Origin of the sequence: Vibrio sp. EA2 (assembly GCF_033042495.1) — a bacterium.
Taxonomy (GTDB): Bacteria; Pseudomonadota; Gammaproteobacteria; order Enterobacterales; family Vibrionaceae; genus Vibrio.
Map to the genome: position 1 here is coordinate 50,642 of NZ_JAWLID010000010.1, position 21,800 is coordinate 72,441.

At 47.7% G+C, this 21,800-nt stretch carries 22 protein-coding genes and 1 pseudogene; 19 read left to right on the top strand and 4 right to left on the bottom strand.

Annotation, left to right across the window (positions count from 1 at the left end; all coding sequences use genetic code 11):
• The 12 genes from RXX31_RS18000 to RXX31_RS18055 all read left to right on the top strand — a co-directional run bounded on the left by RXX31_RS18000 (position 1) and on the right by RXX31_RS18055 (position 11,701).
• Positions 1-1,128, top strand: coding sequence for an AAA family ATPase (locus RXX31_RS18000; RefSeq protein ID WP_317591060.1), 1,128 nt, complete (start codon positions 1-3; stop codon positions 1,126-1,128).
• A 4-nt stretch (positions 1,129-1,132) separates the two neighbouring features.
• Positions 1,133-2,434, top strand: a complete 1,302-nt coding sequence (locus tag RXX31_RS18005; RefSeq protein ID WP_317591062.1) for a CpaF family protein — start codon at positions 1,133-1,135, stop codon at positions 2,432-2,434.
• On the top strand, positions 2,431-3,330 hold the full coding sequence (locus RXX31_RS18010) for a type II secretion system F family protein (RefSeq protein WP_317591063.1): 900 nt from the start codon (positions 2,431-2,433) through the stop codon (positions 3,328-3,330). Before RXX31_RS18005 ends, RXX31_RS18010 begins: the two co-directional genes overlap by 4 nt.
• 3 nt (positions 3,331-3,333) lie before the next feature.
• Positions 3,334-4,254 carry a type II secretion system F family protein gene (locus RXX31_RS18015; protein ID WP_065301815.1) on the top strand — a complete coding sequence of 307 codons (921 nt, stop codon included), beginning with the start codon at positions 3,334-3,336 and terminating at the stop codon, positions 4,252-4,254.
• Positions 4,251-5,021: a tetratricopeptide repeat protein gene (locus RXX31_RS18020; RefSeq protein ID WP_317591065.1), complete on the top strand. Its 771-nt coding sequence runs from the start codon at positions 4,251-4,253 to the stop codon at positions 5,019-5,021. The genes RXX31_RS18015 and RXX31_RS18020 overlap by 4 nt, the downstream gene beginning before the upstream one ends.
• Positions 5,018-5,494, top strand: coding sequence for a TadE/TadG family type IV pilus assembly protein (locus tag RXX31_RS18025; protein WP_065298993.1), 477 nt, complete (start codon positions 5,018-5,020; stop codon positions 5,492-5,494). The genes RXX31_RS18020 and RXX31_RS18025 overlap by 4 nt, the downstream gene beginning before the upstream one ends.
• A gap of 2 nt (positions 5,495-5,496) precedes the next feature.
• Positions 5,497-6,000: a hypothetical protein gene (locus RXX31_RS18030; RefSeq protein ID WP_317591067.1), complete on the top strand. Its 504-nt coding sequence runs from the start codon at positions 5,497-5,499 to the stop codon at positions 5,998-6,000.
• Between the two features lie 2 nt (positions 6,001-6,002).
• The gene (locus RXX31_RS18035; protein WP_317591069.1) at positions 6,003-7,403 is read left to right on the top strand and encodes a VWA domain-containing protein; all 1,401 of its coding nucleotides are present in this window, start codon (positions 6,003-6,005) and stop codon (positions 7,401-7,403) included.
• Between the two features lie 22 nt (positions 7,404-7,425).
• Positions 7,426-7,956, top strand: coding sequence for a HugZ family protein (locus tag RXX31_RS18040; protein ID WP_014230490.1), 531 nt, complete (start codon positions 7,426-7,428; stop codon positions 7,954-7,956).
• A gap of 117 nt (positions 7,957-8,073) precedes the next feature.
• On the top strand, positions 8,074-8,463 hold the full coding sequence (locus RXX31_RS18045) for a YbaN family protein (protein ID WP_081280032.1): 390 nt from the start codon (positions 8,074-8,076) through the stop codon (positions 8,461-8,463).
• Positions 8,460-10,058, top strand: a complete 1,599-nt coding sequence (locus RXX31_RS18050) for an ABC transporter ATP-binding protein/permease (RefSeq protein ID WP_317591070.1) — start codon at positions 8,460-8,462, stop codon at positions 10,056-10,058. The genes RXX31_RS18045 and RXX31_RS18050 overlap by 4 nt, the downstream gene beginning before the upstream one ends.
• Positions 10,055-11,701 carry an amino acid ABC transporter ATP-binding/permease protein gene (locus RXX31_RS18055; RefSeq protein ID WP_317591071.1) on the top strand — a complete coding sequence of 549 codons (1,647 nt, stop codon included), beginning with the start codon at positions 10,055-10,057 and terminating at the stop codon, positions 11,699-11,701. Before RXX31_RS18050 ends, RXX31_RS18055 begins: the two co-directional genes overlap by 4 nt.
• Before the next feature lie 78 nt (positions 11,702-11,779).
• Here RXX31_RS18055 and RXX31_RS18060 read toward each other — a convergent pair.
• The 3 genes and pseudogenes from RXX31_RS18060 to RXX31_RS18070 form a co-directional block, all read right to left on the bottom strand.
• Positions 11,780-12,352, bottom strand: a pseudogene (locus RXX31_RS18060) (EAL domain-containing protein); the annotation flags it as partial.
• Between the two features lie 119 nt (positions 12,353-12,471).
• Positions 12,472-12,663, bottom strand: coding sequence for a hypothetical protein (locus tag RXX31_RS18065; protein ID WP_317591073.1), 192 nt, complete (start codon positions 12,661-12,663; stop codon positions 12,472-12,474).
• Positions 12,664-12,816: 153 nt separating this feature from the next.
• A complete protein-coding gene (locus RXX31_RS18070) occupies positions 12,817-13,725 on the bottom strand; it encodes a DMT family transporter (protein ID WP_317591074.1) in 909 nt (302 codons plus the stop codon).
• A 169-nt stretch (positions 13,726-13,894) separates the two neighbouring features.
• Here RXX31_RS18070 and rmuC point away from each other — a divergent pair, with 169 nt between their 5' ends.
• The 7 genes from rmuC (at position 13,895) to tatC (ending at position 20,096) form a co-directional block, all read left to right on the top strand.
• A complete protein-coding gene (rmuC, locus tag RXX31_RS18075; protein WP_317591075.1) occupies positions 13,895-15,439 on the top strand; it encodes a DNA recombination protein RmuC in 1,545 nt (514 codons plus the stop codon).
• Between the two features lie 76 nt (positions 15,440-15,515).
• On the top strand, positions 15,516-16,295 hold the full coding sequence (ubiE, locus tag RXX31_RS18080; RefSeq protein WP_317591077.1) for a bifunctional demethylmenaquinone methyltransferase/2-methoxy-6-polyprenyl-1,4-benzoquinol methylase UbiE: 780 nt from the start codon (positions 15,516-15,518) through the stop codon (positions 16,293-16,295).
• A gap of 11 nt (positions 16,296-16,306) precedes the next feature.
• Positions 16,307-16,942 carry an SCP2 domain-containing protein gene (locus RXX31_RS18085; protein WP_317591078.1) on the top strand — a complete coding sequence of 212 codons (636 nt, stop codon included), beginning with the start codon at positions 16,307-16,309 and terminating at the stop codon, positions 16,940-16,942.
• Positions 16,939-18,573 (top strand): ubiquinone biosynthesis regulatory protein kinase UbiB, encoded by a 1,635-nt coding sequence (ubiB, locus tag RXX31_RS18090; RefSeq protein ID WP_317591079.1) that lies wholly within the window; start codon positions 16,939-16,941, stop codon positions 18,571-18,573. Before RXX31_RS18085 ends, ubiB begins: the two co-directional genes overlap by 4 nt.
• Positions 18,574-18,622: 49 nt before the next feature.
• A complete protein-coding gene (tatA, locus tag RXX31_RS18095; RefSeq protein WP_317591080.1) occupies positions 18,623-18,880 on the top strand; it encodes a Sec-independent protein translocase subunit TatA in 258 nt (85 codons plus the stop codon).
• A gap of 3 nt (positions 18,881-18,883) precedes the next feature.
• On the top strand, positions 18,884-19,282 hold the full coding sequence (gene tatB / locus RXX31_RS18100; protein WP_317591082.1) for a Sec-independent protein translocase protein TatB: 399 nt from the start codon (positions 18,884-18,886) through the stop codon (positions 19,280-19,282).
• Between the two features lie 67 nt (positions 19,283-19,349).
• Positions 19,350-20,096 carry a twin-arginine translocase subunit TatC gene (tatC, locus tag RXX31_RS18105; RefSeq protein WP_317591084.1) on the top strand — a complete coding sequence of 249 codons (747 nt, stop codon included), beginning with the start codon at positions 19,350-19,352 and terminating at the stop codon, positions 20,094-20,096.
• A gap of 601 nt (positions 20,097-20,697) precedes the next feature.
• Here tatC and RXX31_RS18110 read toward each other — a convergent pair.
• Positions 20,698-21,732: a cation:proton antiporter gene (locus tag RXX31_RS18110; RefSeq protein ID WP_317591085.1), complete on the bottom strand. Its 1,035-nt coding sequence runs from the start codon at positions 21,730-21,732 to the stop codon at positions 20,698-20,700.
• Positions 21,733-21,800: the final 68 nt, after the last annotated feature.

The following is a 21,800-nucleotide window of genomic DNA, read 5'->3' on the forward strand; positions in this document are numbered from 1 at the left end:
GTGACTGAAAGAGTATTTAATGTTGTCGCGTTTGTTCTCGATAGCCAGAGTCAACTAGTCCTTGAGAGCCTAAAAAGCGATTTAACTACGCAAGATATTCAGGTGAAAAAAGGCGATATCGAAGCCGCAAGACTTTGGTGCGTCAAACAGGGAGCGCCTGATTTACTTATCGTTGATGGTGGTGACTGTCTGGGATTGGAAGCTGCGCTGCGTAAGCTGGCGGAGTATTGTCCACCGCAGATGAAGCTGATCGTATTAGGTAAAAAACAAGAAGTTTCATTATACCGAAGCCTAATGTTCGCGGGTGTGAACGATTACCATACTACACCGCTAGATGCCGACGCGATCCGACTGAGCTTACTGCACCTTCAAGGGCACCAAGTGACTAAGCCATTGCGTCATGGGCGCGTTATTTGTGTGTTGGGAAGCACTGGTGGGTGCGGCGCAAGCACCATCGCAGCCAACCTGGGTTACTTCTTAGCTGAGAAACAACATCAGTTTGTTGCCTTGGTGGATTTTGACTTGTTCCACAGCCAACACCCGATCCTATTGGGCGCTGATTATGACCCACATTTGGAGCACATCATTGCTGATGCAGATCGTATCGACGAAACCTTGCTGGCGCACAGTAGCCAGCAACTGACAAAGCATCTGCATCTGTTTTACGGTCAGGACAGCCAGCTGCCGCACGACGACGTACAGCAACCGGCAGAGACAATCCAAGCGCTGGCTGAGCACTACGCAACGGTGATTGTGGATGTGCCAAATCTTAACCACCCAGCGATGCCTGCAATTGTAGAACAGGCAGATAACTGCATTTTCGTCACCGACTACAGCCTGAATAGCTTCCGTTATCTGGCAAAGCTGCGCGCCAATACACCGCTGAAACACCAGCGACAAATCTTGGTCGGCAACTTGTGCCGTCATGCCAAAGGCCGAGTACCTAAGCAAGAAATCACCAAAGCGCTGGGACTGGAATTGAGCGTTGAACTGCCGTTTGACGCCAAAGCGTTTGATAAAGCGGAAAGAGAAGGCAAACCGCTGTTGGCTGAGCGTTCGAAGTTCAGCAAAAAAATCCATCAATTAGGGCAAGTGTTGGGTGCCGCTTCGGCGGAGCAGAAAGGGTAAGTCGATGTTTAAGCAAGATGTGTTAACCCACAAGACCCGCAGCCACGAACTGCTTTCGATGACGGATGACGCCAAAAGCGCATTTTACGAACTGGTCGACCCATCGATCGCCGCGAGCTTATCCCGTGATGAGCTGCTGCCGCGTGTCAAAGACGCACTCAACGTCATTTCAGGGCGGAAGATGTTGCCCTATAACCGTCAGGAATTGGCGGTCTTAGGTTTGCAATTGGTCGATGAAATGGTCGGTATCGGGCCTATTCAACCTTTGCTCGAAGACCCAGAAGTCTCCGATATCTTGGTTAATGGTCCTGAAACGATTTACGTCGAACGACGTGGCAAGTTAGAAAAAACCGATATTCGCTTTCGTGATGCCAAACATGTACTCAACGTTGCCCAGCGGATTGTAAACGCGATCGGCCGTCGGGTAGATGAATCCAATCCGATGGTGGATGCGCGCCTAAAAGACGGCAGTCGGGTCAACGTCATCGCGCCACCTTTAGCGTTACATGGGACCTGCATCTCGATCCGTAAGTTCCCTGCGAGTAAGTTGATGCTGTCGAATCTGGTCGACAAAGACAGCCTGTCCGAGCAAATGGCGGAGTTTCTCGCGTTGGCGACCTATTGCCGCTGTAACATCTTGATTTCCGGCGGTACGGGTTCGGGTAAAACGACCTTGTTGAATGCGCTGAGTCGGCACATCAGCGAAGACGAACGTATTCTGACCATAGAAGACGCTGCCGAACTGTCCTTGGCGCAGCCCCATTGGGTGCCGCTTGAAACCCGTAATGCCAGTACTGAAGGTAATGGCGAAGTGACTGTACGCGATCTGGTGAAAAACGCCCTACGTATGCGTCCGGATAGAATTGTACTGGGTGAAGTTCGTGGCGCAGAAGCATTCGATATGTTGCAAGCGATGAATACCGGTCACGACGGATCGCTGTGTACTTTGCACGCCAACAATCCACAAGATGCGATTGTGCGCTTAACCAATATGCTGCAAATGGGCGGAGAACGTTTGTCCGACCATATTATTCGCAGCCAGATCGTCAGTGCGATTGATTTAGTAGTGCAACTTGAACGTATGCGCGACGGGCGTCGTCGGATTACTGCTATCAGCGAAGTGGTTGGAATAAACGGTGAACAAATCGAACTCAGTCCAGTGTTCCGTTTTGAGCTTATTCGTGCTGAACAGCAGCATATCTATGGTCGATTTAGCGCTCAGTCCGTTTCCTCTGCTTTGCTTGAAAAAGCGGCTCATTTCGCCAAGGAAGATGCATTGCGTCAGTGCGTGGAGAAGTCTTCGTGAACCTACTGATTGTCTTGATTGTTTTCTGGTTGGTTGCAGGCAGGCTGGTCTGGCTCACCATCCAACGTCAGGAACATTGGCAAGGTCAGCTTAAGCGCTACACCTTGTTGAACCTGAATACTGACGCCGACCAGCGCCAACCATTCTGGTGTCACTGGATCTGGTATCAAAACCTGCAAACTTTTGTCAGTCCAGCCAAATTAAAGCAGTGGCAGCTTGGTTTGGTTGCGTCCATTTTGCTAGCACCGACAGTACTTTGTTTTAACGGTATGGACTGGTACGTGTCCATACCGCTCAGTCTGAGTACGGCATTGCTGGTGGTGTGGTTCGCCTATCAACAATTGCAGCAGAAAGCCAAAGACCAGTTTCGCGATGAATTACCGGATGTCATTGATGGCTTAATCCGCGCGTTGCGCGTTGGTGCACCGATGGCGGATGTGTTTCATGAGATGGCCCAGCAACATCAGGGCGTGACTGCTCGCTTGTTTGACAACATGCATGATGAGTTGAAGGTCGGCCAGACGCTGGACGAAGTAATGAAAAATGCCGCGCAGCGTATGCCGATTGCTGAGTTTCGTTTTCTGACCATCGTTCTTAGCCTACAGCAGGAAACGGGTGGCCGTTTAACCGGAGTGCTGGAGCGACTAGGGCTTACATTGAGATCGCGTGCGGAGCTTAATGCCAGTATTCAAAGCATTACGTCCGAGTCGCGCAACTCTGCCAAAGTCCTCGCTGCACTGCCAGTTTTGGTGTGTCTGGTGCTGTTTACCACTGGACGCGAGCATTTTGATTTTCTGATGACCTCGAATGGTGGGCAAATCGTCATGGCCTACGTCGTGGGCAGCATTTTGGGTGGGTTGTACCTGATCCGCCGTATGACTCAGCTAAAGGGATAATTCATGGGGCAATGGTTCGTATCGTCAACCTCGCTTGTCGCTCTGTTGGTCGCGGGTGTGGTGTTGATGTCTGTGTTGCTGTGGTTGTTCTTGTCACAGCAGTCGCAAAGTTGTTGGCAGGCGCAGTGTAAGCGTTACTTAAACCCTGGTAATGATAATGCTGTGATTGAGGCTTCGTCATCGTCATTTCTCGCCGGGCTAGGTGTGTTGTATCCCACTTCTGACAAAGAGAAACAGCGCCTGCAGCAAATGCTGGAGCATGCCGGTATTGCGTCTTCGACTGCCTTAAATTCGGTGCGCGGCGCCAAGCTTGTGCTCGGTTTGTTTAGTGCGAGTGCCGCTCTGATTTGGCAGGCGGTATCTGGAGAACTGCTCGATGCATACACCCTAATGATGACGTTAATCGGTTACGTGCTGGGGTCAAACTTGCCGGAATACTGGTTGCGCCGCCAAGCCAATCAGGCTCAACAGAAGCAGCAGCAAGTCGTGCCTGACGCCATCGACTTGATGGTGATCAGTGTGGAAGCCGGGCTGTCGCTGGAGCGTGCATTGGAGAAAGTCGGTCTGTATTTGCTCGATGTTGAGCCGATGTTGGCGCGACAGTTATTGCGCACTCACGCAGAGATTCAGGTGCGGGGAGAGTCTGCACAGTGTCTGAAAAAGCTGGCGTGGCGCACGGGGCTGAAAGAGATAGAACGTCTCGCCAGTACGCTAGCGATGGCCGAGCGATATGGCTCTCCTTTAGCGGAAACCATGCGTACCATCAGCGCCGATGCCAGACAACTACGCAAAATGGCGTTGCAGGAGCAAGCTGGTAAGTTGCCGGGACGCATTACGCTGATTCAAATGGCTTTCATTATGTTGCCATTGATGGTGCTGATCGTCGCACCGACCATGAACTTGTTATTGGAGAGTTTAAAATGATGACGACAAACCCGACCAAATGGCTGTTGTTGGTCTGTCTAAGCCCTCTGCTATTAGGCTGCGCGACGGCGAGCAAAGTGAAAAAGCAGACTGAAAATAATACTCAAGCACTAGCCGAAGCAGCATTCAATTATGGTCAGTATGGTAAAGCGGAGCAGCAGTATCTTAAGTTGCTCGAGCTCTCACCAGACAATCTCACTTACCAAATGATGTTGGCTCGTAGTCAGTACCGTCAGGACAAGAAAGAAACCGCGATGGCGAAACTGCATTATGTGTGCGCGAATCCGGAGCCAGTCTCTGCGCAGGCGTGCATGTATCTTGGCCGTTACTTGCTTAGCAACAGTCGTGTGACCGAAGCTATCGAGGTGTATAAGTTAGGGCTACCGAAAGCGGACGGTCCACAGGTTGAAGCGCAGCTGCATAACGGCCTTGGTATCGCATTGTTGGGCAGTGATGCCTTACAAGCACGAACGGCGTTACAACAAGCGATGATCCTTTCACCAGATAACCCTCATTTTCGTTCTAACTTGGCGATCAGTTATCTGCATGACAATCAGGTCGAGAGAGCTCGCACTACATTTTCTCCGCTCCTGGCGTATCAGCAGTTACCTCCGCAGGTAGAGCTGAATTTCGCGCTGTTGTTACTGGCAGAAGGTAAAGAAGACCAAGCGCGAGCGTTACTTACTCGTCATTTACCCGCGAGCGAAGTTGAGCGCGATCTGGCTATCCTCAACGCGCGTTTGACGGCAATGCGGAATGCCCAATGAGTCGGTGTCGTTTTCGTCAGCGAGGTGTCATCAGTTTAGAAACCGCACTGCTATTTCCTGCGGTCTTAGCGGTGTTGTTAGCCTTTTTTGATATTACCCGTGTTCATTTGCAATACGGATTATTGGAACACGCGATGCGTAGCTCATTGCGGGTGCTGTTAGCAGAAGACTGGCGCGTTAAACCGTTGAATCCCTCTGTTATCAAACGAATGCTTGACGACAACAGCTACGGTTTTATCGACCAGGTCGAGGTCAGCATCATTCGTTATGACTCGTTGGAAGAGATGCTTCGAGTGGGGAAAGAGCAGGAAGAAGTAGAGGCCAGCGCGTTCTTTCGCCCGAGAGACCCAGTTTTTCAGGTGACCGCGACGCTCTCGACACAAATGGAAATCAGCCCTTTAGCCACGCTATATCCAGAACCCTTGGTGTTTACTAGCACTTTGATTGCTTCACAGGACTTGTTGTTCGATTAACTATGTTTCGATACCCGATTTTTTCCGCGCGTAAACGTTGTTTACAAGGCAGTGTCAGTCTGGAAGTTGCTCTGATCTTGCCGATGTTGCTGACCGTGATTGTTGCGGCGTCAGAAATTCTGACCATCCTCCGTGTGGAGCAACGCTTGGTGAACCTTAACTACAACATTCTTGAAATGGTGGGCAATCGCCGGACGTTGACGATTGAAAATAATATTGCCCAGCTCCCATATTTTAGTGGTTTTGCCGAGCAGCAACTCTCGAACATTGCCAAAGGCAACGTGAGTTTGTCTATCGCAATGCACAATGCAGCGACTAAGGAAACCACGCCAGTGATGGTGAGTTCTGCTTGTATGTTGAGTGGTAAATGGCCTGATTTTGACGTCGGTAGCTTGGTAGAAGTCGCGATCTGCTTCCAGCCTGACGACAGTGTTAGTAGTAACGCAATCTGGAAACTATGGCCAAATGGTCGCTTCCACTCTCATATGATCAGGGAGACGAACTGATGATGGCGCTATCTACATATTCTGTGTCTCGTCGCCATCAGGTTGGCGTGGTGTCGGTGTCGGCGGCGATATTTCTAGCCGGTATGCTGACCTTCTTTAGTTTTGTGTTGTTAGTGGTCGTCACCAGTACCACAGACAGCCGGTTATCTATGCTGGCGGATGCCGTGTTGTACTCTTCGTCTGATAGCGTAAGCGCAGATCAAGATGCCAACCAACTGTTGAACGCTAACGTTAGCGACGATGCAACGGGATTATCGGCACCTCAATCGAGGTTAGATAAGCGTGATGACTTCACCACAGCGACAGTGACCGGAAAAGTTAAGGCGAGTGAGTTAGTACTCAATGAAGAGTTAGTTACAGAAGACTTGATTATACGTCACCAGGCTACCTCCCGATTACACCTGATGACACTAGAAATTGTCATCATGTTGGATGTTTCTGGTTCGATGGAGGGGGCTCCAATGACTCAGGCGATGAACGGATTACGGGATTTTGCTGACATCTTATACGCCGAAGAAAGACGAAATCTGAGTAAAACCATCAGCATAGTACCGGCAACTGGATTGGTTAATGTCGGTTGGCGTCCTAATTTTCTTAAACCTGGTGCGATAGCGATTCCCCGCTCATTACGCACTTTGGCAAAAGAGCAGGGTTGGAAAAACCTGCTAAGTCCATCGGTGCCGGGGCGTTGGCGTGAAGCGATGTGCATGCAGTTGCCAGAGATTCAGTCGGATTTAACCAGCCCAGGAATGTTAAACCCAAGCTGGATACGCAGTTTGGAGCTCGGCCCTAAGCAGCAAAACATTCGCTTCTATCTCGAAACTCACAAGAAGCCACCACTAGGCACGACTTACAAAAATGGCATGCCGTTGCATTCCTATATTCCAACTAAGAACTCACCGTATAACCCAGAGTGGAAGCATATGCATGCGCTGTTTGACACACTTGACTGTGGTGTCAGCAGTGTTCAGTCATACATGTCCAATTATCGTGAGTTTGTGCATGGTTTAGAAACGCTGTATCCGGAAATGAACACAAATAACGCTGAAGGTGTGATGTGGGCATGGCGATTACTGTCTCCAGAATGGCGTGGTGATTGGGATAAAACCAAGGGTGAACTGCCACGAGATTACGGTTTGAAAAGTAATAAGAAAGTCATGGTGCTGTTTACTGATGGTGACCACTTGATTGATCGAGAAGTTCGCGATCGAAAACAAGTGATGTTATGTCGAGAGATGAAGCGAAAAGGAATAGAAATCATCGCGGTGGATTTCAACAATCGCTCACCGTCGATGAAATCCTGTGCCAGCCCGGGTGCTTATTATCAAGCGACCAATCGCACTATTCGCAATGTATTACAACAAGTGGCCACCACACTGAACAAAATTGAATTGGTGGAATAACTACCATTATGAAAGGAACTGTATGTCGTACCGAAAAGAGCAGCTAGAACGTTTACCTGAAAAAATTCAGGGGTTTATTCAGCAATTCTCAACCGCCCAGCTGGGAACCGTAGATTCACAAGGCATACCATTGGCGAGTTACGCTCCGTTTGTTCGTCAAGGCAACGACTTCGTCATGTTATTGAGTACCGTCTCGAAGCATGCTCGTAATCTGCAACAAACGCCGAGAGCGTCGCTGATGTTAGTTGAATCAGAAGATAAGGCGCGTCACTTGTTTGCTCGTGAGCGACTGGTCATAGACTGCGATGTCGTTTGTATTGATAAGCACAGCGAGGAAGCCTCACCGCTTAAGCAACAAATGCAGCAAAAGTACGGCGAGATCGTCGAGCAGTTGTGTGGCATGAAAGATTTTAGCTTCTACCGTTTTGCACCACGCTCAGGTAACTACGTAAAAGGATTTGGTCAGGCGTTTCGTCTGGATGAGAACCTTCAACACGCAGTGCATCAGACGGAAGGCCATACCGAGGAAGAGAAGCAGCTACAACCCGCTTAATTATTGCGAGGGCAACCTCGCATTTTTTCGATAACAATAGCGTAAAGCCGTACTGGCCAAAGCGCAGTGAAATTCAGCCCTTCATTACTACAGATAATCTACAGAATGAATTGGAACATGATTAAAAGATATGCCTTTTTAACTATAGGGGTCAGTGCGACAGGGCTGGGTATGGTTGGTGTGTTTATTCCGTTACTGCCTACCGTTCCTTTTGCGTTACTTGCGCTCTATTGCTTTAGTGTCAGTTCGCCTCGTTTTCAGTCGTGGCTGCTCGCCAGTCGTTTGCTCGGTCCAACGCTGAGAAACATTAAAGAAAATCGTGGCCTAACCATAAAAGAAAAGGTGCGAGTACTGATAGTGGTGTGGTGCTCGATACTGGCGACCGTCGTTTGGTTGCTCGGTGAACGACCATCTGCACAAATTACATTGCTGGTGATTGCCCTTATCGAAACCTACATTATTTTGCGCTACAAGACGCGCGTTGATCCAGTTGAGGAAAATAAATGATAGGTAAGATTCCTCAATCCGCAAAATCTTGGCTTTTGGGTTCTGTCAGCAGTGGCGTGTTGGTTATTCTTGGTTTAGTCGGTCAATATTGGCTGGTGAGCCGAGTGTTCAGTGACAACTTTGAACCGATTGTTCTACAGGTGTTATTGGCGAGTGTGACTTTATTAGCGTTACGCTTTGGTGTGATTATTTTTCATCGTTACTTGGGGGCACAAACGGCGCAGCAAGTGAAGCAGTCAATACGTGAGCAACTGCTTGATAAATTGGCCGCTTTAAAGCCAGCCCAAATGACACCAGAGCTGCGTGGGAAGCTCAATTACCTGCTTGGTGAAGGTGTGGAAGTACTGGACCTATATTGGGGGCTGTTTGTCCCTCAGTTTTTTATCGGTCTGCTTGGCCCTTTGCTAGTGTGTCTATTTATTGCATTCATAGACCCATTTTCTGGCTTTATCTTGCTGTTAATGATCCCTCTAATTCCAGCCATTCTAATGTTGGTGTTTAAACGTTTTGCCAGTGTCAGTGCGACCTATAAGCACAACTTGGCTCTGCTGACGGAGTTGTTTACTCAGAGCTTGCACGGCCTTCCCGTGTTAAAGCTGTACCAGTATTCCAAAATTTGGGGAGCGGAAATTGAACAGCATGGTGAGGCATTACGACGCTCTACCATGTCGCTCCTCAAAACCAATCAACTGGTGATTTTATTGGTTGATCTGTTGTTTTCACTGGGCACGATAGTCGCTGCGTCATTGTTGGCGATTACGCGTTATCAATTGGGTATTCTCGACGCAGCATCAGCAGCTTTTATCATTTTGGCCAGTGTCGAGCTGATACGTCCATTGTCTTTAATGGGAGCGTTCTTCTTTGCCGGTGCGCTGGGGCGAGAAGTGCAGGCTGACGTACAACACATCTTGTCTTTAGACGAAAATGAATCCCACCATCTTACACAGCAAAATCATGCCGTTGTTCTTGATATTCGCGGTTTGACTTATGGTTATCCTCAGCAAGAAAAACTATTTCAGGGTGTCGATTTAAGCGTATACAAAGGTGAACTGGTGGTGCTGCAGGGGCCAAGCGGTTGCGGCAAATCCACCTTGTTCAAACTGATCCGTGGTCAGTTGATGCCCGATGCAGGTGTGATTACCCATCAGCCGATTGGTTACTTACAGCAGATGCCGTATGTGTTTCATCAGACGCTGGAAGATAACTGTCGTATGGCGGCATCCAGTGCTACACAAGATGAGGTGCGTGATGCGCTAAAACAGAGTGCTCTGGATGAATGGCTAGTGCACTCAGACACACTGTCATTGCATCCGGGTGAAGGCGGAAAGCATATCTCTGGCGGGCAGGCGGCTCGGCTTGGTTTATCTCGAGCATTTTTATCCGATCATGCGCTGATGTTAATCGATGAACCGACCCGCCAGTTGGATGAAGTGACCGAACAAAAAGTGATTGATGCGCTGCATCAGCTCAAGCAGCAGGCCGGCGTATTGGTGATCAGTCACTCACCACGACTAATTGCTCAGGCTGATCGAGTCGTAGATGTCAGCCGTTGGCGCGATGTAACTAAAGTAACAAGCTCGGAGGCCTGGGCATGATCAATCAGTTATTAAATCTAGCTAAACCGCACTTAGCTCCGCTTGGTTTGTCGTTGCTTTGTCGGATATTAAATCAGTTAGGCACCATTGCAATCCTCGTTGTCGCGGGGCAATACGCGCAAGAATTATTTATTGGCCAACAACCCGTATCGATTTGGCCACAACTGCTTTGGCCGTTACTTTGGATTGGTATCGGCAAAGCAATCTGTCGTTATGTCGAGCAACTTTCAGGGCATAACGCTGCATTTCGTATCCAAGAAGACTTACGCAATCAAGTGTATTGGCGGCTAGAACAGCAAGCGCCGGACAATATTCACGACCTTTCGACCGGTGACCTCACCGCACGGGTAGTATCGGACATAGAGCGGATCGAAGTCTTCTATGCTCACACCATTGTTCCAGTACTCTCTGCACTGGTGGTGTCGCTGTTGGTGACTGCTTACGGGTATTGGTTAGTTGGTCCAGCGGCAATCGCCTTGTGTTTACTGTTAATGATTGTCGGTGGTGTGTTGCCTGCGTGGCACCTCAGTCGCAGCGCGAAGCTAGGGCAGAATATTCGCGATCAATTTGGTCTGTTGAATACCTTGCTGACCGACGTGGTATCTGGTTTCAATGAAATACAGAATTGGTCAGCGATGGCGTTTTTTCAGCGCAAAGTAACCAAACAAGGACAAGCGCTTCAACGCTTACATAACACCTTAGCTGTCCGCAATGGTATTAAGGATGCGCTGACAGATTTAATCATTGGTAGTGGCTTTATTGCCATGATTGTCTGGGCTTGGTGGCAGGGAGATCCGCTATCGCTAACGGCGCTTTGTTTATATGCGGGCGCTTTCGGTCCGGTGCTAGCGTTGACGAGGACTTTTGAGGACTTGCCTCAGACGTTTCCTGCTTGTCACCGAGTTCTGACTATATTGGAAGCGCAGCCGTCAGCAGCACTTAGTGACGATACTAAAGCTCACGCCAGATCTGATTCTGAGGCTCTACTCAGTGTCACAGGTTTAAGCCATCGTTATAGCCCTGAGGCTGACTGGCTGTTTGAAGACTTATCGCTGTCGCTGACTGCGGGAACGCATTTGGTCATTCATGGGCAAAGTGGAAGTGGCAAGACATCATTGCTGCGTTACTTGGCTGGTATTCATCTTTCCGAGACGACTCCGTTGCGGTTCAAAGGCGAAGCGATTACCTGTTTGAATCGAGAATCAGCTTGGCTGAAAATCAGTTATATACCTCAACAGAGTGTGATTTTTCCCGCGTCTTTGCGCTACAACTTATCTCTAGGTGGTCACTATAGTGATGAGAAACTGATGCAAGCACTACGGTTAGTCTGCTTGGAGCCAATGTTCTTTGCATTATCCGATGGGCTAGATACTGAGTTGGGGCTTAATGGTACTCGTCTCAGCGGTGGAGAAGCGCAGCGGATAGCGTTGGCGAGAGCCTGGTTGCGCGATACGCCCGTTTATTTGTTGGATGAAGCATTCAGTGCGTTAGACAAACAGACCGAGATCGTTATTCGTCAGCGTCTTCGCCAAGATTGGCAAGACAAGTTAGTGGTTGAAGTTGCGCACCAGCCACATGGGCTAAATCCGCACTGTGAACGCAGGCTGATGAAAGATGGTCAACTTACTGCCCTCAGTGACTAAAAGCACATAAACATGCCGGAGTTATCCGGCATTTTAGATTGTCCACGAAGCCTCAATTTAGAGAGAAAGCCGAATATTTTATTGCTCGGCTTTAGCTGTCAATGTAGAACCGTCATAGAATAGCTTGTTGGGAACAACTGGAGGGCTAAATAGATATCCCTGTCCGTAAATGCACCCTTTGTCTGACAGGTATTGTGCCTGTTCTTGCGTCTCAATACCTTCTGCGACGACTTTAAGCGATAAGGTTTTGCCCATAGCGATGATCGCATTAACGATGGCATTGCTGTCGCTGTGACTCGGTACATCTTTCACAAATGAACGGTCGATCTTCAATTTGTTGATCGGCAGACCTTTCAGGTAAGAAAGCGAGGAATAGCCAGTACCAAAATCATCCAAAGATATTTCAATACCGAGTTCTCGCAGTTGATTTAACGACGCAATGGCCTGTTGTGGGTCGATCAACAAAAAGCTTTCGGTGATTTCGATATCCAAATGATGCGCAGAAAAACCAGTATCTTGAAGTATCACCTGAAGCCGGTCGATAAAGTTCGATTGCTGCAGTTGGAGTGCGGATACATTGACGGCCATTCTGCCGAAATTAATTCCAGACTCCAGCCAAGTGTGGCCCTGAATACAAGCTTGCTCGAGCAATCCAAGTAAATGAGTACGATTTGGCAGATTGCTCAACGGGTCATAAAACGCCATTCGCTGCAGCTTTTCTTCATGTGCTTTGCGCACCGAAATGTCTTCAAACACACAGATATAGTTGATCAGCTGATCTGCTCAATCTCGGCAACAATCGCATCATGGTTCTGCTCTGCGGTCGACAACGCACTGTGTTGCCACTGTTCGTTGTCATTGAAGGCGTAGACTTGTCCCTGTGCATGGTTGGCATTACAGCACTGTTGCAGGGCATCTTGCCAGTCTGCTAATGAAGAAGATGGAATATCAAAGCGAAACATAATTAGTACGGCATCCTGAATCGCCCAACGATGTGTTTATAAAAATATAGCTGAGATGGCTATTGGGCTTTGGCTGTATCGTATCCGACCATAAAATAATTCCAAGCGGTAGAAGACGCTTCAGTTCATAAAAATACGAATTGATAACGTCTGTTAGTGAGAGGCATTGGCGGTTTTCTCTTTTTTGCCAAACTTGACCTGCTGAATCACCAGGCCACTGATGATCAATACCAGCCCGATCAGCGTAGAGGGATGAATGTCTTCACCAATAATCGTCGCCAGTAACATCAGGGAGATGAATGGGGAAGCGAAAATCAGGTTACTGATGCGAGCCGTATTCTGGGTCGATTTAAGCGCGCTTAGCCAAAGCACAAAAGTAATCCCCATTTCAAACAGACCGACATAAGTCACTGCCAGCCAACCCTGAGGTGAAATCTGTTGCCAGCTTGCGCCTTCGTAGATGCTGATGCCTATCGTAAACGGAGTGGCGACCAGAAAACCAAGTAACACGCCTACGACCGGATCCGCTTTGTTTTTGGTGTTGAGAATCCAATAACCAGCCCATAACAAGGTTGAGAGCAGCGCCAGTCCTACACCGAGGGGGCTTTCAAAATTTAAGCCGAGGATATCGCCCTTGGTGGCAATCACGATCACGCCAAAGTAACTCAATGCGCATGCAATCCAATCTTTAGCACGAATTTTCTGCCCGAGAAAAACCGCCGCCATGAGCGTCAGGGTAATCGCCCAACTGTAGTTGATGGCCTGAGCCTGAGAGGCTGGAAGCAAGTCATAAGCTTTAAATAGAATCAGGTAATAAGTCAGCGGGTTAATTAACCCCAGCAGCAGGTAATACCAAGGGTTTGACAGAAAGGTATCACTAAGCTGATTTAATTTGCCTTGCACGCCACATACAATGATAAGAGCAATAGCAGAAACGACACTAGCAACACTCAGCATCTGAATCGGAGTGAACTCAGCTAAAGTGAGTTTAAATGCGGTTGCAACCGTTGACCAAAGTAATACTGCTGAGAGCCCAAATCCTAGGGCGCGACGCTCATTCATGATGCCTCTGTATCGTGTTTAAAGGCTCGGCGATAAGGTTTTGAGCGAGCCAAAGGATATTATTTTGAGCAGGTAGTGTATGCGAGGATTTTTCATCCAACAAACTGGACATTTATCCAGTGTCTAAATACCATTGTTATAGAACTAAAACACAGGCTAACTCGCTATTATGCAATGGATTCTTGAGCATCAATCTCTCATTCTCTCTTCTCTTTGTGCCGCAGCTGCCAGTGGCATAGCAGTAGGTTGGTGGGTAAAACAGCGCTTTATCACACAAACTCAATTGCTTGAGCAGCAACTCTCTACAGAAAAACATTTTTATCAACAACAGCTTGAGCAAGTTAACCAGCGCCTGGCTGACGCTCAACAAGAGCTGGATGAACTGGATGACGAGCGCGATAAAGCGGCATTTGAAGTGCGCCAATCACACGGTAAGTTGATGGCGGCAATGGAAAAGCTTCGTTATTTCGAAGCTGTTAAACAAGAACGCCAGCAGTATTTTGATGAACTTGGGAGCATGCGTGAGCAAAAATCGCGTCTGGAAACCCAGCTGCGAGAGCAACAGGCGCGCCATGAGCAAGTGAATCAGTCTAACGCGGAAAAATTACAGATACTGGAGCAAGCAGAAGTACGACTGAAGCAGCAATTTGAGCATCTTGCTAACCAATTATTCGAAGAGAAAACCGCTAAGGTTGATTTACAAAATCGTCAGAGCCTGGAAGGTTTACTTTCGCCATTGCGAGAGCAGCTTGATGGGTTTAAAAAGCAAGTCAATGACAGTTTTAGTCAGGAAGCCAAGGAACGTCATACGTTGGTGCATGAGCTAAAAAACCTGCAACGCCTAAACGAACAAATGACGCGTGAAGCAGTGAACCTAACTCAGGCTCTAAAGGGCGACAACAAGCAGCAAGGTAACTGGGGAGAAGTGGTTCTCGCCCGGGTGTTGGCAGAGTCTGGACTGCGTGAAGGGCATGAATACCAGACACAGGTGAATTTGCAAAATGAAGCGGGCAAGCGTTACCAACCTGATGTGATTGTGCATCTTCCGCAAAATAAGCAAGTCGTGGTCGATTCGAAAATGGCTTTAGTGGCGTATGAGCGTTATTTCAACGCAGAAACCGATGCACAGCGAGACCACGCTTTGAATGCTCATCTTGTCGCGCTGCGTGCGCACATCAAGGGCTTAAGCATGAAGGATTATCACAAGCTGAAAGGCATCCACAGCCTGGATTATGTACTGATGTTTATTCCGGTAGAGCCCGCTTTTCAGGTCGCGATTCAGGCTGATCCAAGCTTAATTAAAGATGCGATGGAGCAAAACATCATATTAGTCAGCCCAACCACGCTGCTGGTGGCACTGCGTACTATTGATAACTTGTGGCGCAATGAACGTCAGAATGAGAACGCGAAACTGATCGCCCAACGAGCGACCAAACTTTACGACAAACTGCGTTTGTTTGTTGATGATATGGAAGGGTTGGGTGGGGCGCTGGATAAAGCCAACCAAACCTATCAGGGCGCTATGAATAAACTCGCTACTGGTCGGGGTAACGCCATCCGACAAGCGGAAGGTTTTAAGCAGCTTGGCGTGGAAATTAAACGTCCTATTTCTTCTGATATTGCCCAGTTAGCACAGAGTGAAGCATTTTCGGAAAATGAATCCCCAAATGAATCGTTAGTAGAAAGACATCCGGCTGAGGATAAAGTAAACTAATTGCCCGCAGTACATTGGGCGACGATATTTGTTAGCAACCGCCCAGCAGTGAAAGTGCTGCCTAAGAGGAATTAGAATGACGGACATAAGCTTGCAATCCAATAATGCATTAGAGAACGAAACCACCCACTTTGGTTTCACTACCGTGGCGAAAGAAGAAAAAGTAACCAAAGTTGCCGAAGTTTTTCACTCCGTGGCAGCGAAGTACGACATCATGAACGACCTGATGTCTGGAGGTGTTCACCGCTTATGGAAGCGTTTCACCATTGATTGCAGTGGTGCTCGTCCTGGGCAGCGAATTCTGGATCTTGGCGGTGGTACCGGTGACCTGACAGCGAAGTTCTCGCGTATTGTCGGCGATCAGGGTCATGTTATTCTGGCGGATATCAATAACTCGATGCTGAATGTCGGCCGCGATAAGCTGCGCGACAATGGCATTGTGGGTAATGTGCATTACGTTCAGGCTAACGCAGAAGAACTGCCATTCCCAGATGATTACTTTGATGCTATCACCATCAGTTTCTGTCTGCGTAACGTCACCGACAAAGACAAAGCACTGCGTTCAATGTTCCGTGTTCTTAAGCCGGGCGGCCGTCTATTGGTGCTGGAGTTTTCAAAACCAATCATTGAACCACTATCGAAAATTTATGACGCGTACTCGTTCCATCTGTTGCCAAAAATGGGTGAACTGGTGGCGAACGATGCGGAAAGTTACCGTTATCTTGCAGAATCTATTCGTATGCACCCAGATCAAGAAACGCTGGAAGGCATGATGCAAGACGCGGGTTTCGAAAACACCAAATACTACAACCTGACGGGTGGTATTGTGGCGCTGCACCGCGGCTTCAAATTCTAAGGGTTAACGGCATGCCATTTGAACCTCTTATAACTGCCGTGATTGAAACGTCGCTGAACACGCTGATTAAAGACGATCCGGCTCTGGGTCGTCGTTTAGCACGTCTTAAAGGGCAGATCATTCAAGTTCACCTTAAAGAAATTAATAAGACACTGACCTTCATTTTCAGTCAGCAAATTGATGTGTTGGGCAGTTATGAAGGGCACCCTGACTGTTATTTGTCTCTCAACCTGAGTGTGTTGCCTGAACTGCGTGATCAAGCCAACATCACCCGACTCATCAAGCAAGACAAGCTTGAGCTTGAAGGGGATATCCAGCTAGCGCAGAAATTCTCTCAGTTGATGACGGATTGCAAACCAGACATCGAAGAGTGGCTGTCGCGAGTGACGGGTGATGTGGTTGCGCATTCAGTTGTGCAGGGGTCAAAAAACGTCGGTAACTTCTTTGTTTCTCAGGCTGAAAAGCACCAGCGTCATCTCGCTCAAGTTGTCACGGAAGAGTGGAAGTTTGCTCCTGCGCCACTTGAAGTCGCGCATTTTTGCGATCAAGTAGATGAAGTACGCAGCCAGGCATCACGAGTGGAAGCTCGCTTGAATACTCTGCTTGATAAATTGGATGCGGATAAGCCTTCGCTGGAGAAACCATGACCCCAGCAGAAATAAAACGCTTATACCACATCGTTAAAGTACAGCTGGAATATGGTCTGGATGAGTTATTGCCAGAGCATCAACTGACGAAAGCGCCGCTTTGGATGCGAAAAAGCCTGTTCTGGATTAAGAACAAACATCCAGAAAAACCACTTGGTGAGCGCCTTCGTTTAGCATTGCAGGAACTCGGTCCCGTTTGGATCAAGTTCGGTCAAATGATGTCGACCCGACGTGATTTATTCCCGCCTCATATCGCTGATCCCCTTGCGTTACTTCAAGATCAGGTTGCCCCATTTGACGGTGAGCTGGCAAAACAGCAGATGGAAAAAGCGTTAGGTGGACCACTCGAAAACTGGTTTACTGAGTTTGATATCAAACCTCTGGCCTCTGCATCTATTGCTCAGGTGCACACAGCGCGATTAAAAGACACTAACCAAGAAGTGGTATTAAAGGTCATTCGCCCGGATATTCGTCCGGTTATTGATTCTGATCTAAAACTGATGCATCGAATGGCGCGTATAGTCGCGGGAGCGATGCCTGAAGCACGTCGTTTGAAACCGGTCGAAGTCGTTCGTGAGTACGAGAAAACACTCCTTGATGAACTGGACCTGCGTCGCGAGGCGGCGAACGCGATTCAACTGCGTCGAAATTTCGAAGGAAGTGAAGAATTATACGTTCCTGAAGTTTTTCCTGACTTCAGTAATGAAACTGTCATGGTTTCTGAGCGAATATATGGCATTCAAGTTTCTGATATAGAAGGCTTGAAAGCAAATGGCACTAATATGAAGCTGCTTGCTGAGCGCGGTGTGAGTGTGTTCTTCACTCAGGTGTTCAGGGACAGTTTCTTCCATGCTGATATGCATCCTGGTAACGTATTCGTTAAACCAGAACACCCGGATAATCCAATGTGGATTGGGTTAGATTGCGGGATCGTTGGTACACTTAATAGTGAAGACAAACGTTATCTGGCGGAAAACTTCCTGGCATTCTTCAATCGTGATTATCGTCGAGTGGCGGAATTGCATGTGGACTCAGGTTGGGTGCCGGCAGATACCAATGTTGACGAATTTGAGTTTGCGATCCGTGTTGTCTGTGAGCCGATTTTCGCTAAGCCATTGTGTGAAATCTCCTTTGGTCACGTGTTATTGAACCTGTTCAATACAGCACGTCGCTTTAATATGGAGGTTCAGCCTCAACTGGTGCTGCTGCAAAAAACGTTGCTTTACGTGGAAGGGCTTGGCAGACAGCTCTATCCGCAGCTCGACTTGTGGGAGACCGCGAAACCATTCCTTGAAGAGTGGATGATGAATCAAGTCGGCCCGCAAGCTTTAGTGAATGCCATTAAAGATCGAGCACCATTTTGGGCGGAGAAGTTACCGGAGTTACCTGAGCTACTTTATGATAGCCTCAAACAAGGTAAGGCAATGAACCAACGCATGGATCAGCTTTATCAGGGCTATCGTCAAAGTAAGCGACAGCAGGCAACCGGTAAGTTTTTATTTGGTGTTGGCGCCACTTTAGTCGTATGCTCGGCAATATTGGTGGATAACGGTTATGAGCAGCTATCGTTCGCCTGCGGAGTTGCAGGTGTCACATTCTGGCTGTTTAGTTGGCGAGCTTATCGTCTATAGACGGTAAACTCTTGAAATAAATTTTGTTTAAAGACCCGAGGTAAAAAGAATGGGTGGTATCAGTGTTTGGCAACTTCTAATCATTGCTGTAATTGTTGTATTACTATTCGGAACCAAGAAACTACGTGGTATCGGTGGTGATCTAGGCGGTGCCGTTAAGGGCTTCAAAAAAGCAATGAGCGATGATGAAGAGACTGCGAAAAAGGCGAAAGACGCTAAAGACGCAGACTTCGAGCCAAAAAGTTTAGAGGAGCAGCAAAAAAAAGAAGCTGCACCTGAAGCTAAAAAAGACAAAGAGCAGGCATAAAACGTGTTTGATATCGGTTTTTGGGAACTGGTATTAATATCTGTTGTTGGTCTGGTCGTTCTTGGGCCGGAGCGTTTGCCTCATGCTATTCGAAGCGTATCGCGTTTTGTCGGTGCGGCTAAGAGTATGGCAAATAACGTCAAAGACGAATTGTCGCACGAGCTGAAAGTCCAAGAGCTGCAAGAAAATTTGCGCAAAGCTGAGCAAATGGGGATGAAAGATTTATCTCCTGAGCTGAAGTCTTCTGTGGAAGAACTGAAGCAAGCGGCGCAATCTGTAAACCGCCCTTACGCGGAAAACACTGAGTCAGACGCTAAACCTGCGAAAGCAGAGCCTACCGTTGAGTCGGTAGAAAAAGCGCAAGATATCAAGGTTACAGCGGCAGATAAGAAAGCCGAATAGTCTCATTAGGAGGAGCTACTAGGATAGGTAGCTCCTTTTTGATCTGGTTTTTATAAAGAGGTTTGCCATGTCTACCGTCGAGCAGACACAACCTTTAATTAGTCATTTGTTGGAGCTTCGCAACCGACTACTGCGTGCAATATTGGCAGTGTTGGTGGTGTTTGTCGGGCTAGTTTATTTCTCTAACCACATTTACGAGTTTATCTCAGCACCTTTGGTCGAGCGTTTGCCCGAAGGGGCGACGATGATTGCGACCGATGTTGCTTCACCGTTTTTCACTCCGCTGAAGTTGACATTGATTGCGTCGGTCTTTATCGCCGTGCCATTTATTTTGTACCAGGTGTGGGCATTTGTCGCACCAGGTCTGTATAAGCATGAACGCCGTTTGATCATGCCATTGTTGTTTTCCAGCTCTTTGCTGTTCTACTGTGGTGTGGCGTTTGCGTATTTTGTCGTATTCCCGCTGGTGTTCGGCTTCTTTACGGCAATTTCTCTTGGCGGTGTCGAGTTTGCCACTGATATTTCCAGTTATCTGGACTTTGTCTTAGCACTGTTTATGGCGTTTGGTATTGCTTTTGAAGTACCCGTTGCGATCATTTTGTTGTGCTGGACGGGGGCAACGACCCCAAAAGAGTTAAAACAAAAACGCCCATACATCATCGTAGCCGCATTTATTGTTGGTATGGTTTTAACACCACCGGATATGATTTCTCAGACTCTGCTGGCTATTCCAATGTGCTTGCTGTTTGAAGTTGGTTTGCTGTTTGCGCGTTTCTATACACGTAAAGATGAGGAAGATGAAGCCGAAGAGTAGTCTTTGTCTCGTAAAAATTGGTCAGTAAAAAAGCGGCTCACCTGAGCCGCTTTTTATTTGTCATCTTGTTGTATTAGGAGTCACTATTTGACTTTGAGTACGTAACCACAGTTTGAGCATACGTATATTTCTTTGACTCCTATTAGCTTCTGAAAAAAAGTTCGGCGTTGACGTTGTAAGTAAATACCATGCTGACACATAAATATTCCTATTTTTGTTATGTTTATTCCAAAAATATATTATGTGATATGCCTTCCAATTTTAACTCTTTATTATGCAATTGGTTTAAAAAGTTGAAATGACCGATACTTTTTTGAAAATGTTAGAGTAATTAGTTTAATAATGTTGACTTTGTTGCATATTTAGGAACTGTGTTTTGCGGGTGGGAGACCTTTATTTTTTACTTAGTCAGTCGTGCTGTAACAAGCCTGGCTCACTCGTTCCCAATGCGTTCTGATAGTGAACGAGCTGTAATGCCATGTAAAACAAGGCTTAGTATCACGGTGCAAGCAACCGTTAACGCAATGAACCTTCCTCCCGCTAAGTCCGCATCTAAAACGATTATTGTGAAAACAATGCTGGCTAAGCCACGAGGACCAAATCAGCCCATAAACCATCGATGACGAGAAGGTACTGAAGTGCCAAGAAAAGAGAGGTAGATAGGGATCATCCGAACCAGCGTTAAACTGAAAAGGGCGTATACAATCATAGTGATGGAGAATAGCCCCAATACCTGACCAACAACCGCTGCGCCAAAAAGAATCCAGGTTAGCATGGCTAATAGTTCAGCGATGCTTTCAGTGGCCAAGACCAGCTTATGAGTATGACGTGAAGCCAGATGACCAAACAGCAGCCCACCTGTGAATGCGGCGATATACCCGCTACCGTGCAGAGTCTGCGCTAATCCGAAGCTGCTAAGGGCAATTGCTCCTACAGTCAGTTGAACCCATACTTCACTCAACCACTCTCTTTTGGCACTCCAGTAAAGGAGTTTGGCACCAATGTAGGCCAGTGATAATCCAACTAGCATTCCGATACCTAACTCTTCCGCAAACACCATTAGGGCATGTTGAGTATTTATCTCAGTATCAGTTGCACTGGTTGCCACCGCAATCAGAAGCAGGAGGATCGGGACGCAAAGGCCATCATTAAGTCCGCTTTCTACGTTTAGCCCTTCACTTACAGGCGTTGGAACCTTGGGGTTTGAGATGACCGATTTACCGAGTGCGGCGTCTGTCGCAGCAAGCATGGTTGCAAGGATGGCGGCTTCAATAATGGATAACACGTCAAACAGAACAACCGCGACGAGTGTGCCCAATATAATCGCACCTGGTAAGCCAAAAATTAGCATTCGGAGCGGATAGACCGCTTTTTGTTTTAACACGGTGAGATTGGAGTGAGCGGCATCTGAGAAAAGAATCAACGCCAATGTCAGGTCGGCAAGCAGCCTCAAATCATTGGCTTCTGCTGATAAACCAATGACCCCAAGCCCACGCTCGCCGAGAAGAAGTCCTAATACGACATAAACAATCGGCCCGGATATGCCGGAATTTTCGATTCGTTTTGCTATCAGGGTATATAAGAAAACAATTCCAGCAAGAATACTGATAACAAAATAGACTTGATCCAAATCCATAAGTACTTCCTTGTACGTAAAGGAGATTTTTGAACAACTTATGGTTCAGTGTAGCAATTGGTATCGAA